Source organism: Pseudomonas sp. SJZ103 (assembly GCF_007828335.1).
In the GTDB taxonomy this organism is placed as follows: Bacteria; Pseudomonadota; Gammaproteobacteria; order Pseudomonadales; family Pseudomonadaceae; genus Aquipseudomonas.
In genome coordinates, this window is sequence record NZ_VIUN01000001.1 from 733,604 (window position 1) to 753,167 (window position 19,564).

Sequence of the window (19,564 nt, forward strand, 5' to 3'; positions counted from 1 at the left end):
GTCATCACTAAGATATTACTGCAAGCTACTACGTATAAATATTCAAGGCCTGGACGCTGCCTGATAGGCAATGCCCGCCCTGAGCTGGATGAGATTCGCGGTGAACCCGCATGCCTGGCAAGCTGCGCGGGCTCTGAGCCAGGCGGGCGCTGGCGCAGTGGTTCGAATTCGAGTGTGTATGCATGTTGAAAGCAATGGGGCTTCAGCTTCAATTCGACGGATTGAAGGTGCTGAATGACATCAGTCTGACCATTCCCGAGGGCTGCTTTACCGCATTGATCGGTGCCAATGGTTGTGGCAAGACCACCTTGCTGAACGTGCTGGCGCGCATGCTACGACCAGCCAGCGGCGACGTACTGCTGCAGGGTAAGCCCCACGTTCAGCTCTCGCGACGTGATCTGGCCAGGCAAATAGCGCTGTTGCCGCAACGCACCGCTTCGCCTGCCGGGATAACCGTGCGCGAGCTGGTCATGCAGGGGCGCTACCCCTGGCAAAGCTGGTGGCAGCAGTGGAGTGACGCCGATCAGCAGGCGATCGACCGCGCCGTGGCACTGGCCGACGTCGGCATGCTGCTGGACCGCACCCTGACCAGCCTGTCCGGGGGGCAGTTACAGCGTTGCTGGATTGCCATGACTCTCGCGCAGGAGACCCCGGTCATCCTGCTCGACGAGCCCACCACCTTTCTCGACATCGCTCATCAGATCGCCTTGCTCGAACTGCTCGCCGAGCTATGTGACCAAGGGCGCACTGTCGTCGCGGTTCTGCATGACCTCAACCAGGCCGCGCGCTATGCCGATCAACTGGTGATGTTGCGCCAGGGCAAGGTGCACGCCCAGGGCACGCCTGCCGAGGTCTTCACTCCGGCCAACCTCAAGGCTGTGTTCGATCTGGATGCGCACATTCTCATCGATCCGCATTCCGGTGATCCTCTGTGCGTGCCGGCTTCGCCTGCTCGCCTGCGCGCGCTCGACAGCCAGGTAGCCCGATGACGGGTGGGTGGCGCTGGCCGATCTGGTTATCGATCTTGATCGGCATCGGCCTGGCGTCGACGCTGCACCTGGCAGTGGGGGCCAAGTCGATCCCCTGGAGCGATGTCTGGCAGGCGCTGCTGGCGTATGACCCGAGTAATTCTGATCACAGCGTCATCCGCGGTTCGCGCCTGCCGCGCCTGTGGGTGGCGATGACTGTGGGCGCCTGCCTGGGGCTGGCCGGCACGGTGATGCAGGCCGTGGGCGACAATCCGTTGGCAGACCCGGGCATCCTCGGCATCAACAGCGGTGCGGCCTTGTTCGTGGTCATTGGCTTGCTGGTGCTACCCGGCAACGACATGACCATGATTCCCCTGTTTGCCTTCAGCGGCGCTCTGGTGGCCGCCATCGGCGTCATGCTGCTGGCCGGGCGCACGCCCAATCCGGTACGCCTGACGCTTTCCGGGGCGATGATGGCCGCGCTGTTCGGCGCTATCACCGCGATTCTGCTGCTGCTCGATCAGCAGGGCCTGGACAGCCTGCGCCGCTGGCTGACCGGCTCGCTGGGTATCAGCGGGGCAAACCTGCCAAGCTGGCTCTGGCCCTACCTGATCGTCGGCATGTTGCTTTGCCTGATCAATGTGCGGGCGTTGAATGCCTATCGGCTGGGCGCGCAGGTGGCCTCCAGCATGGGCGTCAACCTGTTGCGGATGCGGCTGCTGAGTTTGGCGGCCGTGGTGCTGCTGTCCGGTTGCGCAGTGGCGTTGGCTGGCCCCATCGGTTTTGTCGGGCTGGTAGTACCGCATGCGGCGCGGCTGCTGGTTGGCCACGACCTGCGGCAGCTGCTGCTGGCTACGCCGCTGCTGGGTGGCTTGCTGCTGGTGCTGGCCGATGTAGTGGCGCGCACCCTGGTGAGCCCTTACGAACTCAACACCGGCATCGTCACCGCGCTGATCGGCGGCCCGGTGTTCGTCGCGCTGGTGCTGAGGAAGCTCAAGTGAGTCGCTGGCTGACCACGCCAAGGCGTTGCCCCGGGTTGCCCTGGGTCGGCCGACCCATCGATGTGTTGGCGGCGTCTGTGCTGCTCTTGTTGCTGACGGGCCTGACGCTGTACGCGGCGGGCGTAGGTAGCTACACGATGGGCATGGCTCAGCTCTGGCAGGGCCTGTTCGCCGATGAGAAGGCGCTGTCGGCCAACGTGCTGTGGGAGTTGCGCCTGCCGCGCATCCTGCTGGCGATACTCGGGGGCGCGGCGATGGCTCTGGCTGGCGTGTTGATGCAGTCACTGACGCGCAACCCACTGGCTGCCCCGGGATTGGTCGGGGTGGAGGCGGGCGCCAGCGTCACCATGTTGCTGATCCTGGTGCAGTGGCCGGAGGCCTTGCCGCTGCCGCTCTATCCTCTGGCAGCGTTGCTCGGCGGTCTGGCGGTGGCGCTGTTTATCGTCGCGCTATCCTGGCGCGGTGGCATTGCCCCGCTGCGCCTGATTCTGGTTGGCGTGGGGCTGACGGCCATGCTCGGTGCCGTCGCCGATCTGCTGATCACCTACGGCAATATCGATCGGGTCGAATCGGCGCTGATGTGGCTTGGCGGCAGCCTGCATCGCAGTGGTTGGCCGCAGGTGCAGAGCCTGCTGATCTGGCTGCTGGTGGCGGGCATGCCCCTGTTGTTCTGTCATCGCCAGCTCAATCTCCTGCAACTGGGCGAGAGCGTGGCGCTCAGCCGCGGCCTGAATGCACCGCTGATAATGCTCTTGCTGTTGCTGTGCAGCGTCACGTTGACCGCAGCAACGGTGGCCAATATCGGCGTTATGACCTTCGTTGGCCTGGTCGCGCCGCACCTGGCGCGGCAGTTGTGCGGTGACCGGCATGGCGCGTTGTTGCCGCTGTCGGCCCTGTTCGGGGCCGTACTGGTTCTGTTGGGTGACACTCTGGGGCGCGCCTTGCTGCCGCCGTTGCAACTGCCGGCCGGTCTGGTGGTGGCGATTATCGGTGCACCTTATCTGTTGGTTTTGCTGGCGCGGCAACGCAACCGTTGACGCGTCGTCACTGAAGGACATGTCGAAGATGATGGTGAAGTTCAAAGCCCTTTCCCTGATAGCCTGTGTACTGCTGGGCCTGAGTTCGATGCAGGCTGTCGCCGCCGACACCCGTGTGTTCGAGAACCGTTTCGGCCGTGTCGAAGTGCCGGTCGCACCGCGTTGCGTGGTATCCCTGCATGACCTCAGCCTGACCACCCAACTGCTCGAGCTGGGCATAACCCCTTGCGGGTCCACGGGGCGCAAGAAGCTGTTCTCGGACGTGTTATTCCGTGGCGCTCAGCAGCGCTTCGATGTCTCCGGCATTCGCTATGTCGGTTCGCACCAGTCGCCCGATCTCGAGGCCATCGCGGCGCTCAAGCCTGATCTGATCGTCGGGCTGTCCTATCACCAGGACCTGAAAGAGCGCCTCAGCAGCATTGCCCCGGTGGTGCTGCTGCCGGCGCGCGAGGCCGACATCAAGACTTACGCCAAGGAGCTGGCCGAACTGGTAGGCAAGCAGCAGCGCTACCAGAAGCTGCTTAACGAATACCAATGGATCGTCGGCGAATTCGCCAAGCGGGTGAAGGAGCCGGGGCGTATCACGGTAACCACCCTGGAGGTCTATCCGGATGGTTTTCAACTGATCGGCCGTTCCGGCATGGATGACGTGATCGCCGACTTCGGCCTCGGGCGCGTGTCGGCCTTCAAGGAGGCGCGTCAGAACGTGCCTTACAGCCTGGAGCGCATTGGCGACTTCGACAGTGATTTCATCATCGATACCTATGAGGAAATGCTCGGTTCGGAGGCTGGCACCGAGGCCTTCCGCCGTTCGCCGCAGTGGCAGAACCTGTTCGCGGTGAAGAACCATCAGTTCCTATATTTCAACCGCAGTCGTTTTGCCGACACCATGCAGGGCATGATCGGCTCTGCCTACCTGCTGCTGTCGCATATCGGCGAACGCGATTACAACCTGCAGGAAAAGTGAGCCAGCCAGCCTGGGTAAGCGGCTACGGCCGCCCAGGTGATGGCTAAATAATGCCTCGGGCTCTGCTGCTTCGCGGCTTGTGTGCAGCAGTAAGTGCCCGAGATTTCAAGTTTAAATAATATTAATTCCTGTTTGATAATGAGTCAGCTTTGCGATAATTTTGTGCGTCTCGTCAGTAGCACCAAGGAACGCAGATGCTTACCGATTTGCTCAACCGTGCAAACCATTCACTCGATGAGGTTCAGGCGGGTGTCGAGGGACCGCTGCCCTTCGTGTTGCGCGCCCCAGTGCCCGGCGACTCCTGGCGTGATCACGCAGAGCTGATCCGGCGTGCCGCCGACAGCGACCTGCAGACCACCGGTGGCATCCTCTTTCGCGATTTCTCCTTCCGTGACGCCAACGACTTCGAGGATTTCACCCGCAGTTTCGGTCACGAGCTGCTGACCTACGACTACGCCTCCACGCCACGCACCAAGCTCAACAGCCGCGTCTATACCTCGACCGAATACCCCGCTCACCAGGTCATTCCGCTGCACAACGAGCAGTCCTACTCGTTGAACTGGCCGATGAAAATCTGGTTTCACTGCATCCAGGCCGCGCCGGTCGGCGGTGAGACGCCCATCGCCGACAGTCGCCTGATCTATCAGCGCATCGATCCCGCCATCCGCCAGCGTTTTGCCGACAAGCGCCTGATGTACGTGCGCAACTACGGCAATGGTCTGGATCTCTCCTGGCAGCAGGCGTTCAGCACCGAGGACCGCAGCGAGGTCGAGCGCTTTTGTCGGCTCAGCCACATCGACTTCGAGTGGAAGGACGACGGCGAGCTGCGTACGCGCCAGGTCTGCCAGGCCGTCGCGCAGCACCCAGTCACCGGGGAGTGGGTCTGGTTCAACCAAGCGCATCTGTTCCACATCTCCAACCTCCCGGCAGCGCTACGCGAAACCCTGGTGTCGATCGTCGGCGAGGAGGGCGTGCCGCGTAACGTCTTCTACGGTGATGGCTCGCCCATCGAGCTGGAGGCGCTGGAGCATGTGCGCGATGTTCTGCAGCGCACCCAGATCAGCTTCCCCTGGCAGGCGGGCGATGCGCTGATGCTCGACAACATGCTGGTCGCCCATGGTCGCTCCACCTTTCAGGGGGAACGCAAGGTGGTGGTGGCCATGGCCGAGCCCGCCTCGGCCGTCTGACGCTGAATAATCCTCGAAGCCACTGCCAGGTTGGCTGACCTCGAATCCTCACGATGAAGGACGACACATGTTCGATCGCCTGATGCATGACTGCTGGCTGCGCGGTATCCGCATGTCCGCGAGCGAAGGCTGCCTGATGATTTCCACTGGCTTGCCTGAGGCCCTGAGTACCGAGCTGGAGCGTGAGCTGCAAGCGCGCAGTGCGGAAATCCTGGCCTGGTTGGCGCGCCACCCGGACTACTTCCAGGCGCGCCCGCTCAACGATAACGAGCAGGCCCTGTGGTTCCTGCAGCGTATGGAGCCCGGCAGTTGCGCCTACAACATCGCCCTGGCCGGGCGTATCAGGCCGCAGTACCTCTGGGCGGATCTGCCGCATCGTCTGGAGCGGGCCTGGCAGACGGTGCAGCAGCGTTATCCGCACCTGTGCAGTGCCTATGTCGAGCGTGATGGCGAGTTGCTGCAGTGGGACAGCCGCCCGCAGCCCACCTCACTGCAATGCGAAATCTGGCAGGACGCGGATGCGGCCAGTGTGCAGCAACGTGTCATCGAGCTGGCCGACAAACCCTTCGATCTGGCTGCCGGTGAGATCAGCCGGCTGGTGCTGTTGAGCAACCAGTTGGGCGACCGTGTCGAGCACACGGTGCTGCTGGGCATCCACCATATCGCCTCCGACCTGACCACCTTCGACGTGCTGTTCAGTGAGCTGTTCTCCCTGGTCGATGGCGACGTGCTTGCCGATGTCGACCCCGAGGCCTATCGCAACTGGTGCAGCGCGTTGTACCTGCGCAGCGAGGCGATCGAGGCCGAGGAACTGACCTGGTGGCAGGCGCAGCTGGCCGATGCGCCGACGTTGGAGCTGCCCACCGACTTCGCCCATGGCAGCACCCAGGGCTTCGAGGGCGGAGAGCTGTCGTTCCATTTTGGCGCGGACAACAGCGAGCGGCTGCTTGCGGTCGCCAAAAGCCTGGGAGTGACGCCCTACGTCTATTGGTTCTCACTGTTCCAGCAATTTCTCGGGGTGCTGTCCGGGCAGGATGATTTCGTTCTCGGTACGCCCAGTGGCTGGCGCCTGAAGCGCCAGCAGGCTGAACTGCCGGGCTATCTGGTCAACCCGTTGCCGGTGCGCTGCCGTTTGCGTCGTGACCTGTCCAGTGCTGAGTGGGCCAAGCAGGTGGCTGCCACTGTCCGGCAGACCTTGCGCCATCGTCACTATCCCTTCGCGCGCCTGGCCAAGCATCTGGATCTGCCGCGGCAGAGGGGCCGGGCACCGGTGTTCCAGCACATGTTCACGCTGAACAAGGAGCGTGACGTGCCGTTCGAGCGCTACATCGAGCGCATGATTGGCGAGCAGCGTGGTGCGGCCCACGAATTGAACCTGGTGATCATCGATGACCTGCCCGAATTCATCGGGCGCTGGCGTTACAGCAAGGCGCTGTATCGGCGCGAGAGCGTCGAGCGTTTTCAGGCGCAGTTCATTGCCCTGGTCATGGCGGCCATGGAGCAGCCGGACGTGCCGTTTGCCGAATTGGACTGGCTGCCTCTCGAGCAGCGTTCGCAATTGTCTGGCGAACGCCTGCCGGTACCGGAAGAGAGCGCCTGGAAGGCTTTTGCCAAACACTGCATGGAGAAGCCCCAGGCCATCGCGCTGGAGGATCAGCAGGGGCAATTGAGCTATGCCGAACTGGCCAGGGCCGTGGTCGCCCGTGGCGAGCGCCTGCACGGTTCGCTGAGTGCGAGCGGTGATAGGGTTGCCCTTTGCCTGCCGCGCAGCCGCGAACTGGTGATGCACATGCTCGCCGCCTGGCAGTGCGGCGCGACCTATCTGGCCCTCGACCCGCAGTGGCCCGAGTCGCGTCTGCAGGACATCTGCCTGGATGCAACGCCCAGGGTCTATGTGGGTGAGGGCGAACGGCCAAACTGGTTACCGACGCAGGTGCAGTGGCTGGCCGTGCCGGTCGAGGCGCTGTTCAGCGATGCGCCGCTGCGCACCAGCGTGCCGGCGGACTTGCCGGCCTACGTGGTCTACACCTCCGGCTCCAGCGGACGGCCCAAGGGCGTGGAGGTGACCCAGGGCAACCTTGTTCACTATGCCAGCGCCTGCCTGGCACGCCTGCGCTTGAGCGCCGACGCCAGCCTGACGAGTCTGGCCAGTTGCGCCACGGACCTGGGCCACACCGCCTTGTTCGGCGCGCTGCTCAGCGGCCGGCGCTTGTGCCTGCTGGACGAAGCGCTGGCCTTCGATGCCGAGGCGCTGGCGGCGCTGCTCGGGCAGCAGCCCGTGGACATGCTGAAGATCGTGCCCTCGCATCTCAACGCCCTGCTGGTGGCCAGCGAGCCGCAGCGCCTGTTGCCGCGCCAGTGCCTGGTACTCGGTGGCGAAGCCCCGGGCGCCGATCTGCTGGCGCGGGTGCGCGCCCTAAGCCCGCAGCTGCGCATCGTCAACCACTACGGGCCCAGCGAAACCACGGTGGGCGTGCTGACCCACGACGTCGAAGGTGAGGGTGACGCACCGCTCGGACGCCCCCTGGGCAACGTGCGAGTCAGCGTGCGCGGGCCGGATGGCGCAGTGCTGCCGGCTGGCGTCAGCGGCGAGTTGTATATCGAGGGCGCAACCGTGGCGCGTGGCTACCTGAGTGCCAGCGAGGCCGATCGGGCGCGCTTCGGTGCACTGGGTTACCGCACGGGTGACCGGGCACGCCTCGATCATCTGGGGCGGGTGCTGTTCCTCGGGCGCCTGGACGAGCAGGTGAAAATTCGCGGCTACCGCGTCGAGCCTTCGGAAGTGGCAGCGCAATTGCGTGCACTGCCCCAGGTCGATGACGTGCGCGTGCTCAACGTACCGACGCCATTGACCGGCAACCGCCTGGTGGCCTTCCTGGTCGCCGCGCCGAGCGCACTGGCGGACATTCAGGCCGCGTTGCAGGCACGCCTGCCGGACTACATGCAACCGGCGCAGTGGCATTGCCTGGAGGCGATGCCACTGCTGGCCAATGGCAAGGTCGATCGTCAGGCGTTGTTGAACCTGGCCGAGCAAGCGCCGCGTAATCTCGAAGCGCGTACCGAACAGCCGTTGAATGCACTGGAAAGCGCCTTGCTGGCGATCTGGCGTGAACTGCTGGGCAACCCGAACATCGGCTCGGACGACAACTTCTTCGCCCATGGCGGCGATTCGATTCTCGGCCTGCAGATCATTGCCCGCGCGCGCCAGCAACAGATCACCCTCACCCCCAAGCAACTGTTCGCGGAGCCAAGCGTGCGGGCGCTGGCGCGGGTGGCGCAGACGCCACAGCGCGCCAGGGTCGAGCGGCTGCTGGTGATTGCCCGGGAGATTCTGGAAAAGCCCGATCTGCAAGCCGACGACAACTTCTTCGCGGTCGGTGGCGACTCGATCCTCAGCCTGCAGATTATCGCCCGTGCCAAGCAGCAGGGCCTGCAGCTCAAGCCCAAGCAGGTCTTCGAGTTCCCTTCGGTCAGCGGCTGGGCCGAGCAGGCTGTGGACCTCGCCAGTGTGGCCGAGCACGCCAAGGTCGATAACGCCGAGCCGAGCGCCGTTTTCGCCCTGACGCCGATCCAGGCCTGGTTCTTCGACCAGCGGCAGACCACGCCACAGTATTGGAACCAGTCCCTGTTGCTGGCCGTTCACCAGCCGCTGGAACCGGCGCGTTTGGCCCAGGCACTGGCGATCCTGTTGCAGCGTCACAGCAGCCTGCGGTTGATCTTCGAGCAGAGCGGGCAGGGCTGGCAGCAACGCTATCAGCCGCTGTCGGCGGCGATGGCCGACACGCTGCTGCAGGTGGTCGAACAGCCGCTGGACGACGCGCTGCTGCAGCAGTGGCAGCAGGGCTGGCAACTGGATCGAGCCCCTTTGATCCGCTGGGTGTATTTCACCGGCAGCGAGCATCTGCTGTGCACGGCGCACCACCTGCTGGTCGATGCGGTGTCCTGGCAGGTGCTGCTTGAGGAGCTGGAAAGCCTGTACCACGACCCGCAGGCTTCGTTGCCGGTGGTTTCCACCCGCTTTGATCGCTGGAGCGAGGCCTTGCAGCGTCATCGCCAGGCCCCCGAGGTGCTGGCCCAGCGCGACTACTGGCAGACGCAGTTAGCCGAGGAGGGCGAGGTAGCCCGAGATGTCAGCCTGTATGGCGAAAGCCGCACGCTGGAAACGAAACTGTCCCTCGAGAAAACCGAATTGTTGCTGGGCGACTGCCATGGGGCCTACAGCACCCAGGTGCAGGATCTGCTGGTCGCGGCACTGGCTGGCGCGATCGGCCAATGGCTGGGGCGCGAGCAGGTCACCCTGGAGATGGAGAGCCACGGTCGCAGTGGCTGGGAGCAGGGCCCGGATCTGTCGCGGTCGGTGGGTTGGCACACCAGCCGCTACCCGTTGGCCGTGCGTGCCGCCGAACAGCCGGAGGAGGCGATCATCGCCGCCAAGGAGGCATTGCGCCGCGTACCGGAGCAGGGCATCGGCTACGGCCTGCTGCGCCTCGATCCACAGCACGGGCTTGGTGCCGCTTCGCTGCTTACCTTCAACTACCTGGGACGGGTCGACCAGTGGCTGGGTGGTTCGCGCCTGTGGCGCCTGGCGCAGCCGCTGTGCCCGGCCATGCGCGCCCCCGACACCCGCCGCACCCATCTGCTCGACGTGACTGCCCTGGTCGACCAGGGCCAGTTGCACATCGAATGGCGCTACGCCCCGCACGTGCATGACCAGGCCCTGATCGGCGCACTGGCGCAGCAGTTCCAGCAGGGTATCGAAGCCCTGCTCGAACACTGCCTGGCCCCCGAGGTTGGTCGTGCCACTGCTGCCGACTTCGCCGACTCGGGGCTTTCCGACGACGAATTCCTCGGTCTGCTCGAGCAACTGCAATGAGCACCCCCGGCGCCCCCACATCCCCAGCCCATGGCAAGGAGACCCTCGGCATGAACGATAAGGTCAAAGCACTTTCCCGCAATATCGAGGCCATCTATCCCCTGGCTCCCATGCAGCAGGGGTTGCTGTTTCACAGCCTGATGCACCCGGGCAAGGGCATGTACCTGCTGCAGTACCGCCATGTGATGGTGCTGCCGCAACTCGATCTGCAGGCGTTCCGCCAGGCCTGGGCACAGGTGGTGGAGCGCCACGAGCTGCTGCGCACCTCCTTCGTCTGGAAGCAGCAGAAGCGGCCGATGCAGGTGGTGCACAAGCAGGTCGAACTGCCGATCAGCTATGAGGACTGGTCGGATATCGACGAGGCCGAGCAGCAGGCGCGTCTGGAGCATCTGCTGGCCGAGGAGCGTCGCGAGGGGCTGGATTTCACCCAGGCACCGCTGATGCGTGTGCGCCTGTTCAAGCTGGCCCCGGACACCTACCAGTTCGTGCGCAGCTATCACCACATCCTCATGGATGCCTGGTGCTTCTCCATCATCATGATGGACTTTCTCGACGGTTACCGCGCCGCGCGTGAAGGGCGGCGTCTGGAGCTGCCCAAGCCACGCCCGTACCGCGACTTCATCCGCTGGCTGGAGCAGCAGAAGCCTGAGGATCATCAGACCTTCTGGCAGCAGCGCCTGGCCGGCTTCGATACCCCCACCGAGTTCGGTTTCGGCCACCCTGGCCGCGTGATCGATGCGCCGGAGCCGGTGGAGGATTGCGTCGAGCACCTCAGCGTCGAGCAGACACAGGGCCTGCAGCAGGCCGCCAGCGGTCTGGGCATCACCCTCAACACCCTGGTGCAGGGTGCCTGGGCCTTGGTGCTGGCGCGCTACAGCGGCAATCGTGACCTGCTGTTCGGCGTCACCGTGGCCGGGCGCCCGGTGCACATGCAGGGCATGGAGAGCATCGTCGGGCTGTTCATCAACAGCCTGCCGCTGCGCTGGAGCTGGCAACCGCAGCAGTCCCTCGGTGCCTGGCTCAAGGCCTTGCAGGTCGAGAACCTGAGCCTGCGCGAACATGAAAGCGTGTCGCTGGCGCAGATCCAGAGCTGGAGCGAGGTACAGCGCCAGGATCTGTTCCAGAGCCTGTTCGTCTTCGAGAACGCGCCGATCTCCGCCAGCCTGCGCCAGGGCCAGTTGGACTACCTGATCAGCGACATGGCCAACCGCACCCACACCAACTATCCGGTTACCGTGGTGATCGTGCCCGGCGAGCGCCTGCACCTGCAGTTGACCTACCAGACCGACTGGTTCCTGCGCGAGGAAGTCGAGCAGATGCTGCGCCACTTCCGCACGCTGCTGCTGAACATGGGCGACAGCCTGGTCAGCGAGGCGGATATCCCGCTGCAACGCATCGCCATGCTCGATGCGGCGGAGATCGCCCAACAGCACGCCTGGGCCAGCGGTGACCTGGCGCCGGACGCGGCGCAACTGCAGCCGCTGTACGTCGAGCGCCTGCAACAGCAGGTGCGTCGCACCCCCGAGCGAATCGCCATGGTGCATGGCGAGCGCAGCATGAGCTTCGATCAGTTGAACCGGGAGGCCAACCGACTGGCCCGTCATCTGCGCGCCAATGGCGTGCAGGACGGCGACCTGCTGGCGTTGCTCGATGAGCGTGGCCTCGACCTGGTGGTGATGATCCTCGCCACACTCAAGGCTGGCGCCGGCTGGCTGCCACTGGACCCGCGCAATCCGTCGCAACGCCTGGCCCAAGTGCTCACCCAGAGCCGTTCGCCGCTGCTGCTGCATGGCGTGGAGCAGGGTGAGCTGGCACAGCAGGCGCTGCAGCAGATGGCGCAGCCGCCGGCGGCGATCCGCTACGAGCCAGCGGCCCTGAGCGGCTACAGCGATGCTGACCTGGACATTCCCGTGCATGGCCTGTCGCTGGCCTACTGCATCTTCACCTCGGGCTCCACCGGCACGCCCAAGGGGGCGATGGTGGCCCACGCCGGCATGCTCAACAACATGCTTGGCAAGTTGCCGGGCCTGGGCCTGAATGAAGATGACGTGATCGCCCAGAGCGCGCCGCAGTGCTTCGACATCTCCGTCTGGCAGACCCTCGCCGGCCTGGTGCTGGGGGCGCGCACGGTGATTCTCGGCGACTGCGTGATGCAGAACCCCGAGGCCCTGGCCGAGGCTATCGCTCGCCATGGCGTGAGCATTCTCGAAGCGGTGCCGTCGCTGATGCAGAGCCTGCTCGAGGCAGGCTTGGAGCGCACCGCACTGCGCTGGGTATTGGCCACTGGCGAGGCGCTGCCACCGGCGCTGGCGCGGCGCTGGTTCGAGCGCTACCCCGGCATCCCGCTGATGAACGCCTACGGGCCGGCCGAATGCTCCGACGACGTGGCCTTCCATCCGCTCACCGAGCGCCTGGCCCAGGCGCGCAGCAGTGTGCCGATTGGTCGCGCCACTCTGAACAACCGTCTGTACCTGCTCGATACTGAATTGCAACCGGTGCCGCGCGGTGCGGTGGGTGAAATCTTCGTCGCCGGCGTGGGGGTTGGCCGTGGCTATATGGCCGACCCGGCACGCACTGCGGCGGTGTTTTTGCCCGACCCCATCGCCAACGACGGCAGCCGCCTGTATCGCACCGGCGATCTGGCCCGTTTCCTGGCCAATGGCGAGCTGGAGTACGTCGGTCGTACCGACCACCAGGTGAAGATTCGCGGCCACCGTATCGAGCTGGACGAGATCGAAGCCTGCCTGACCCGTTACCCCGGCGTGCGTGAAGCGGTGCTGCTGGCCCGTGACGACCAGCAGCGCGCCAAGGTGCTGGTCGCCTACCTGGTGGCCGAGCCGCAGCCCTCCATTGAGGCGCTGCGCGAGTTCGTTGCCGCCAACCTGCCGCCCTACATGTTGCCCAGCGCTTTCATGCTGCTCGAGCGCATGCCGCTCAACGCCAACGGTAAGATCGACCGCAAGGCCCTGCCGGCACCCGACTTCGCCGCGCAGAGCGAGGCGCGCTACGTGGCGCCGCGCAGTGAGCTGCAAGCGCAGTTGGCCGAAGCCTGGCAGGGCGTGCTGGGGCTCGCGCGGGTCGGCATTCATGATCACTTCTTCGAGCTGGGCGGGCATTCGCTGCTGGCCACGCAACTGATCGGCCAGATCGGCAAGCTTAGCGGCAAGGAGCTGCCCTTACGCGTGGTCTTCGAACGCCCGACCATCGCCACCATGGCCGAGTGGCTGGAACAACAGCAGACCGGCGAGAAAACCACGCCGATGCGCCTGCCGCGCCCGCAGACCCTGCCGCTGTCGTTCGCCCAGCAGCGCCTGTGGTTCCTCCAGCAACTGCAGCCGCAAAGCCCGGCCTACAACCTGGCCGGCGCGGTGCGCCTGAGCGGCGACCTGCATGTCGCTGACCTGCAGGCAGCTTTGCAGGCCCTGGTCGATCAGCACGAAGTCCTGCGTACCCGTTTCGTCAGCGACGGCGGTGAGCCGTCGCAGCTCATTCTCGCCAAGGCCGAGCTGGCCTTGCCGCTGATCGAGGTGGCCAGTGAGGCGCAGCTGCACGACCTGCTGCGCCAGGACGCGATGACTCCGTTTGCCCTGGACAGCGCGCCGCTGCTGCGTGCCTGCCTGTATCGCCTCGGGCCGCAGGCGCACGTGCTGGCGCTCAATTGCCACCATATCGTCGCCGATGGCTGGTCGCTGCAACTGATCATCGACGGTCTTTGCAGCCATTACCGTGAGCTGCGCCAGGGGCGTAAACCGGCGTTGGCCGAGGCGCCGATGCAGTACGCCGACTATGCCCTGTGGCAACGCCAGTGGATGGACAGCGCCGCCTGCCAGGACGAGCTTGCCTACTGGCGCGAGCAGTTGTCCGGCGAATTGCCGGTGCTTGAACTGGCCGCGGACTTCCCCCGGCCGGCCCATGCCAGCCAGGCCGGCGGGCGCGTCGAGCAACGCCTGCCGGATGCGCTGGCGGCGCGCCTGCGGGCATTCAGCGCGAGCCACGGCTGGAGCAACTTCATCCCCATGCTCTGCGCCTTCCAGCTGCTGCTGCGCAGCCGCAGCGGCGAGCACGACATCCTCGTCGGGGTGCCGGCCGCCAACCGCCATCACGCGGCGTTGCAGCCGCTGGTGGGCTGCTTCGTCAATACACTGGTCTATCGCCAGAAGCTCTCCGGCACGACCAGCCTGCTGCAACTGATGCGCGAGTTGCAGGCGCTGTCCGTGGCGGTGCAGTCGCATCAGGACCTGCCCTTCGACTACCTGATCGAACAGCTCGGCGTGGCCCGCCAGGTCAGCTACAACCCGTTGTTCCAGGCCATGTTCAACTACTTCCCGGGCCATGCCCTGGAGCGTTTCGAGCTGACCGAGCTGATCGCCGAGCCGCTCGACAATCGCCCGGACAGCGCCCTGTGCGACCTGCATCTGGACGTGCGCGACAGCGAACACGGCATCGCCCTGAGCCTGCAGTACAGCAGCGAGCTGTTCCGCGAGCAGACCGCGCAGGCCATGCTCGAGCAGTATCTGGCGCTGCTCGATGCCGTGCTCGAACAACCGCAGCAGGTACTGGGCGAACTCGCCTGGCAGCCCGAGCAGCGCGCGCTGGCGCGCTTGCACGGTGAGACTGTGGAGGGCCGGGAAGACATCCTGCAGGCCTTTGCACGGCAGGTCGCCGGGCAGCCTGAAGCCATCGCCGTGCAGGCCGGCGAACGGCACCTGAGCTATGCCGAACTGAACCAGGCGGCCGAACGCCTGGCCGCTGCCTTGCAGGCCCGTGGCGTCGGCGCCGAGGATCGTGTGGCCCTGCGCCTGCCGCGCGATGCGCGGCTGCCCATGGCCATGCTGGCCATTCTCAAGGCTGGCGCCGCCTACGTGCCGCTGGCCGAGGATACCCCTGCCGAGCGCGGCCGTTACATCCTTGCCCATGCGCAGCCGCGGTTGTGCCTGACCAATGCCGAGTCCCTGGCGGAACTGGCCGAGTGGGGCAGTGCCGGCGAACTGCTGGATATCGATGCGCTGACCACCCCCGAGCCCTACCGCGCACCGAGCGTGCATCCTGCCCAGCTCGCCTACGTGCTCTATACCTCGGGTTCCACCGGCCAGCCCAAGGGCGTGGCCATCGCCCGTGGCAACCTGATGAACCTCATGCTCGGCGTGCAGCAGGTGCTGCCATTGACGGCGCAGGACAGGGTGCTGGCGCTGACCACAGCGACCTTCGATATCGCCATCGTCGAGCTGCTGCTGCCGCTGAGTCGCGGGGCCAGCATCCTGCTCGCCGACCGTGAGCAGGCACGCGACCCGCAAGTCCTCGACCGCCTGATCAAGGCCGGCCAGCCGACGGTGATGCAGGCCACCCCTGCCACCTGGCGCATGTTGGTGGCGCACACCGGGGGCAGTTGGCAGGGCGTGCGCGCCATTTCCGGTGGCGAGGCCCTGCCGTGCGCGCTGGCCGAGGCCATGGAGCAGCGTGGTGCCCAGGTGATCAACGGTTATGGGCCGACCGAGGCCACCGTCTACAGCACCTTCGAGCCGCGTCAGGGCGAGAGCGGCGGGTTGGAGGTGCCGATCGGCCGGCCGGTGGTCAATACCGCCGCCTATGTGCTGGACGCCGACTTGCAACCCGTGGCGCCGGGCGTTTCCGGCGAGCTGTACCTGGCGGGTGCCAACCTGGGGCGTGGCTATTTCGCCGCACCTGCCCTGAGCGCGGCGAGCTTCCTGCCCGATCCTTTCGTGCCGGGGGCGCGCATGTACCGCACCGGCGACCGCGTGCGGCGCAACGCCAAAGGCAGCCTGGACTACCAGGGGCGCCTGGATTTCCAGGTCAAGCTGCGTGGCTTCCGTATCGAGCTGGGCGAGATCGAGGCTCTGCTGGCGCAGCTTACCGGGGTGCGGGAAGCGGCCGTGGTGCTGCTCGGCAGCGGCGACAGCGCGCGCCTGGTGGCTTACTACTCGGTCACGCAGGCGGCGGCTGCTGACCTGGGCGACGCCGCGCTACGCGTGCAACTGGCGCAGCACCTGCCGGATTATATGCTGCCGAGCCAGTTCGTGCGTCTCGACAGCTTGCCGCTGAGCCCCAGTGGCAAGGTCGAGCGCAAGGCGCTGCCGGCTCCAATCCAACATGAAGGTCAGCGCGACGGCGAGTTGAGCAAACCCTGGGAGGCGCAACTGGCCGAACTGTGGTGCGAGCTGCTCGGTTGCAACGCGGTTGGCGCAGGCGACAATTTCTTCGCCCTCGGCGGCCATTCGCTGCTGGCGGCACGGCTGGTGGCGCGCATCGCCGAGCGCTACGAGCGGCAACTGCCGCTGCGCAGCGTGTTCGAGTGCCCGACCCTGGGTGAACTGGCGGCCAGCCTGGCCACTGCCGAGGGCGCAGGCGAGAGCATCCTGCGGCCATTCGGCGAGGCGCCGGCGCCGCTGCACTTCACCCAGCAGCGGCTGTGGTTCCTCGACCGCTTGCAGGGCGACACCCAGGCCTACCACCTGTCACTGGCCATGCACCTGCACGGTACTCTGCAAGCCGATGTACTGGAACGCGCTCTGGCACAACTGGTGGAGCGCCAGCACAGCCTGCGTAGCGTGTTCAGCGAGACGCAAGCAGGCGCGCGGCAGCAAGTCGTGCAGTTGCACGGCACGCTGCTCAGCGTCGAGCCCTTGCAGCAGGATGTACATTCGCCGGCCTTCGCCCGCACCTTGAGCGAGGAAGCGCAGCGCGCCTTCGACCTGAGCGCGACGCCGCTGTGGCGGGTGCGGCTGTATCAGGGCGAAGGGCAGAGCGTGCTGCAGGCCACCTTGCACCACATCATCGCTGACGCCCGCTCGCTGGAGATATTCTTCGATGAACTGCAACGTCTTTACCAGGCCGAGCTGAGCGCAACCCAGGCGGCGTTGGCGCCGCTGCCGCTGCAGTTCAGCGACGTCGCCGCCAGTTGGCAGACCCCTGCCGGGCAGGCACGTATCGAAGCGCAGTTGGACTACTGGCGGCAGGCCCTGGCCGGCGAACCGCCGGTGCTGGACCTGCCCACCGACCTGCCACGTCCTGCCGAGCAGGGCTACCACGGGCGGCGCCTGCGTTTCGAGCTGCCCGTCGAGTTGGTCGAACGCCTGCGTAGCACCGCGCAGCGCCATGGCCTGACCGCCTTCGCGCCCCTGCTGGCAGCATGGAAAGTGCTGCTGGCCAGGCATTCGGGGCAGCGCGAGCTGTGGATCGGCCTGCCGGTGGCGCAGCGTCAGCAGGCGCACACCGACAACCTCATCGGCTATTTCGCCAGCACCCAGGTGCTGCGCAGCCTGATCGACCCACTGCAATCTGTGGCGTCGTTCTGGCAGGCGTTGCAAGCCACCCACCTGACCGCGCAGCAGCACGGCGACGTGCCTTTCGAGCGGCTGGTGGAGGCTTTGCAGGTACGCCGCGATCTCAGCCATACGCCGCTGTTCCAGGCGCTGTTCAACCTGATCCAGCGCGATGACGTGGCGGCGGTCGGCCAGGGTTTTGCCGGCCTACCGGCGCAGCGCCTGGATGTCGAGAGCGACAGCGCCCTGGTGGACATCGGCCTGCATATCGAGCAGCACGGCAGCGCCTGGCACTGCGTGCTGGAGTACAACACCGAGCTGTTCGTCGCCAGCACCATGCAACGCTACGCCGACGAGTACTGCCACCTGCTCGACGGCATGCTGGCGCGGCCCGAGGCGCGGCTGTGGGATATCGACCTGGCGAATGCCGATCATGCCCTGACACGTCGCACGTGGAACCTGCCAGCGCATGCGCTGAGCGAGACACAGGATCTGATCGCGCGCTTCGAGCGCCAGGCCCTGCGCACCCCGGATGCGCTGGCCGTGGATTGCCAGGAGCAACGCTACAGCTATGCCCAGCTCAATGCCCTGAGCAACCGCCTGGCCCACTGGCTGCGTGCCCAGGGTGTCGGCTGCGACGATCTGGTCGCCCTGTGCCTGACCCGTGGCCCCTGGCTGCTGCCCAGCATCCTGGCGATCCACAAGGCGGGTGCGGCCTACTTGCCGCTGGATCCGCAGCAACCGGGCGAACGGCTGCGCTTCATCATCGAGCATGCGCGGCCGCAACTGGTGCTCAGCGAGCAGGCCTGCGCCGACGTGCTCGGCAGTGTCGACAGCCTGGCCGTCGACCACCTGCCGCTGGACGAACAGCCGGCGCACGACCTTGCATTACCGGTGGCGCCGCTGCAGCGGGCCTACGTGATCTACACCTCGGGCTCCACCGGCACGCCGAAGGGCGTACAGGTCACCCGTGGCAATCTGAGCAACCTGCTTGCCGGCCTCGACCGCCAGTTGCCGTTGACGGCCGAGGACGTCTGGCTGGCCAGCACCACCTACGCCTTCGATATGTGCAAGCCGGAGCTGTTCCTGCCGCTGCTCAAGGGCGCGGCCATTCTCCTGGCGCGTCGCGAGCAGGTGGTCGATGGCCACCGCCTGTTCGATCTGCTGCGCCGTGCCACGGTGTTCCAGGCCACCCCAGCCGGCTGGCAGATCCTGCTGGAAACCGGGCGTGACGACTGGCCGGCCCTGCGCGGCCTGATCGGAGGCGAAGCGGTGCCGGCCGAACTGGTGAGTGTGCTGCAGGCCAAGGGGGTGAGGCTGATCAACGCCTATGGGCCGACGGAAACCACCGTCTGGTCGACCACCCAAGCGCTGCGCGAAGTGCCGGCCGGCGTGGCCGATATCGGCCTGCCGCTGCTCAACACCCGTTGTTACGTGCTCGACGAATGCCTGCGGCCAGTGCCGCTGGGCAGCACCGGCGAGCTGTATCTCGCCGGCAGCGGGGTGACCCGTGGTTACCAGCGGGCGCCGGCGATCACCGCAGCGGCGTACCTGCCCGATCCGTTCGCCAGCGAGCCTGGCAGCCGCATGTACCGCACCGGCGACCTGGTGCGCCGACGCAGCGATGGGCGCCTGGCCTACGTCGGCCGTGCCGATTTCCAGGTCAAGGTGCGTGGTTTCCGCATCGAGCCGGGGGAGATCGAATCGCTGCTGCGCCGTTACCCCGGCGTGGAAGAGGCGGTGGTCATGCTCGATGCGCGCAGCTACAGCCTGTTCGCCTGGCTGCAGGCCGCGAGCCCGGTCGACGAGGTGGCGCTGCGCCGTCATCTGGAAAGCCTGCTGCCGGCCTACATGGTGCCGGCCGGCTTCATCCAGGTGCAGCGTTTCGCCCTTAATGCCAACGGCAAGATCGACCGCAAGGCCCTGCCGGCGCCGCAAGCGCAGGCCGAGCAAGGCGTGGCGCCGCGTACGGCGCTGGAGTGCGAACTGGCCGAGCTGTGGCAGGAGCTACTCGATCTGCCGCAGGTCGGCGTGCTCACCAGCTTCTTCGAACTCGGTGGCCATTCGCTGCTGGCGATGCGCCTGATGACCCGGGTGGAGAGCCGCTTCGGCGTCAAGGTCGAGCTGCGCAGCCTGTTCCACAACCCGACCATTGCCGGCCTGGCCGAACAGATCGAAAACCCGCAGCGGCCTTCGACCGACCAGGCACTGGATGAGATGCAGCGTTTGCTGGCAGAGATGGAAGACTGAA

7 protein-coding genes are annotated in these 19,564 nt (G+C 65.9%); all 7 read left to right on the forward strand.

The features are described 5' to 3' along the window. Window positions 1–182 precede the first annotated feature (182 nt). Window positions 183–989, forward strand: coding sequence for an ABC transporter ATP-binding protein (locus FBY10_RS03605; protein ID WP_145335014.1), 807 nt, complete (start codon window positions 183–185; stop codon window positions 987–989). Continuing rightward, window positions 986–1,969 carry an iron ABC transporter permease gene (locus FBY10_RS03610; RefSeq protein WP_145335012.1) on the forward strand — a complete coding sequence of 328 codons (984 nt, stop codon included), beginning with the start codon at window positions 986–988 and terminating at the stop codon, window positions 1,967–1,969. Before FBY10_RS03605 ends, FBY10_RS03610 begins: the two co-directional genes overlap by 4 nt. Further along, complete coding sequence (locus FBY10_RS03615; RefSeq protein ID WP_145335010.1) at window positions 1,966–3,006, forward strand: iron ABC transporter permease; 1,041 nt, start codon at window positions 1,966–1,968, stop codon at window positions 3,004–3,006. Before FBY10_RS03610 ends, FBY10_RS03615 begins: the two co-directional genes overlap by 4 nt. Window positions 3,007–3,034: 28 nt before the next feature. Next, window positions 3,035–3,973 carry an ABC transporter substrate-binding protein gene (locus FBY10_RS03620; RefSeq protein WP_237683037.1) on the forward strand — a complete coding sequence of 313 codons (939 nt, stop codon included), beginning with the start codon at window positions 3,035–3,037 and terminating at the stop codon, window positions 3,971–3,973. Window positions 3,974–4,167: 194 nt separating this feature from the next. Beyond that, window positions 4,168–5,160 (forward strand): TauD/TfdA family dioxygenase, encoded by a 993-nt coding sequence (locus tag FBY10_RS03625; protein WP_145335008.1) that lies wholly within the window; start codon window positions 4,168–4,170, stop codon window positions 5,158–5,160. A gap of 67 nt (window positions 5,161–5,227) precedes the next feature. Beyond that, the gene (locus FBY10_RS03630) at window positions 5,228–10,033 is read left to right on the forward strand and encodes a non-ribosomal peptide synthetase (protein ID WP_145335006.1); all 4,806 of its coding nucleotides are present in this window, start codon (window positions 5,228–5,230) and stop codon (window positions 10,031–10,033) included. Between the two features lie 50 nt (window positions 10,034–10,083). Further along, a complete protein-coding gene (locus tag FBY10_RS03635) occupies window positions 10,084–19,563 on the forward strand; it encodes a non-ribosomal peptide synthetase (RefSeq protein WP_145335004.1) in 9,480 nt (3,159 codons plus the stop codon). The last annotated feature ends 1 nt before the right edge of the window (window position 19,564 follow it).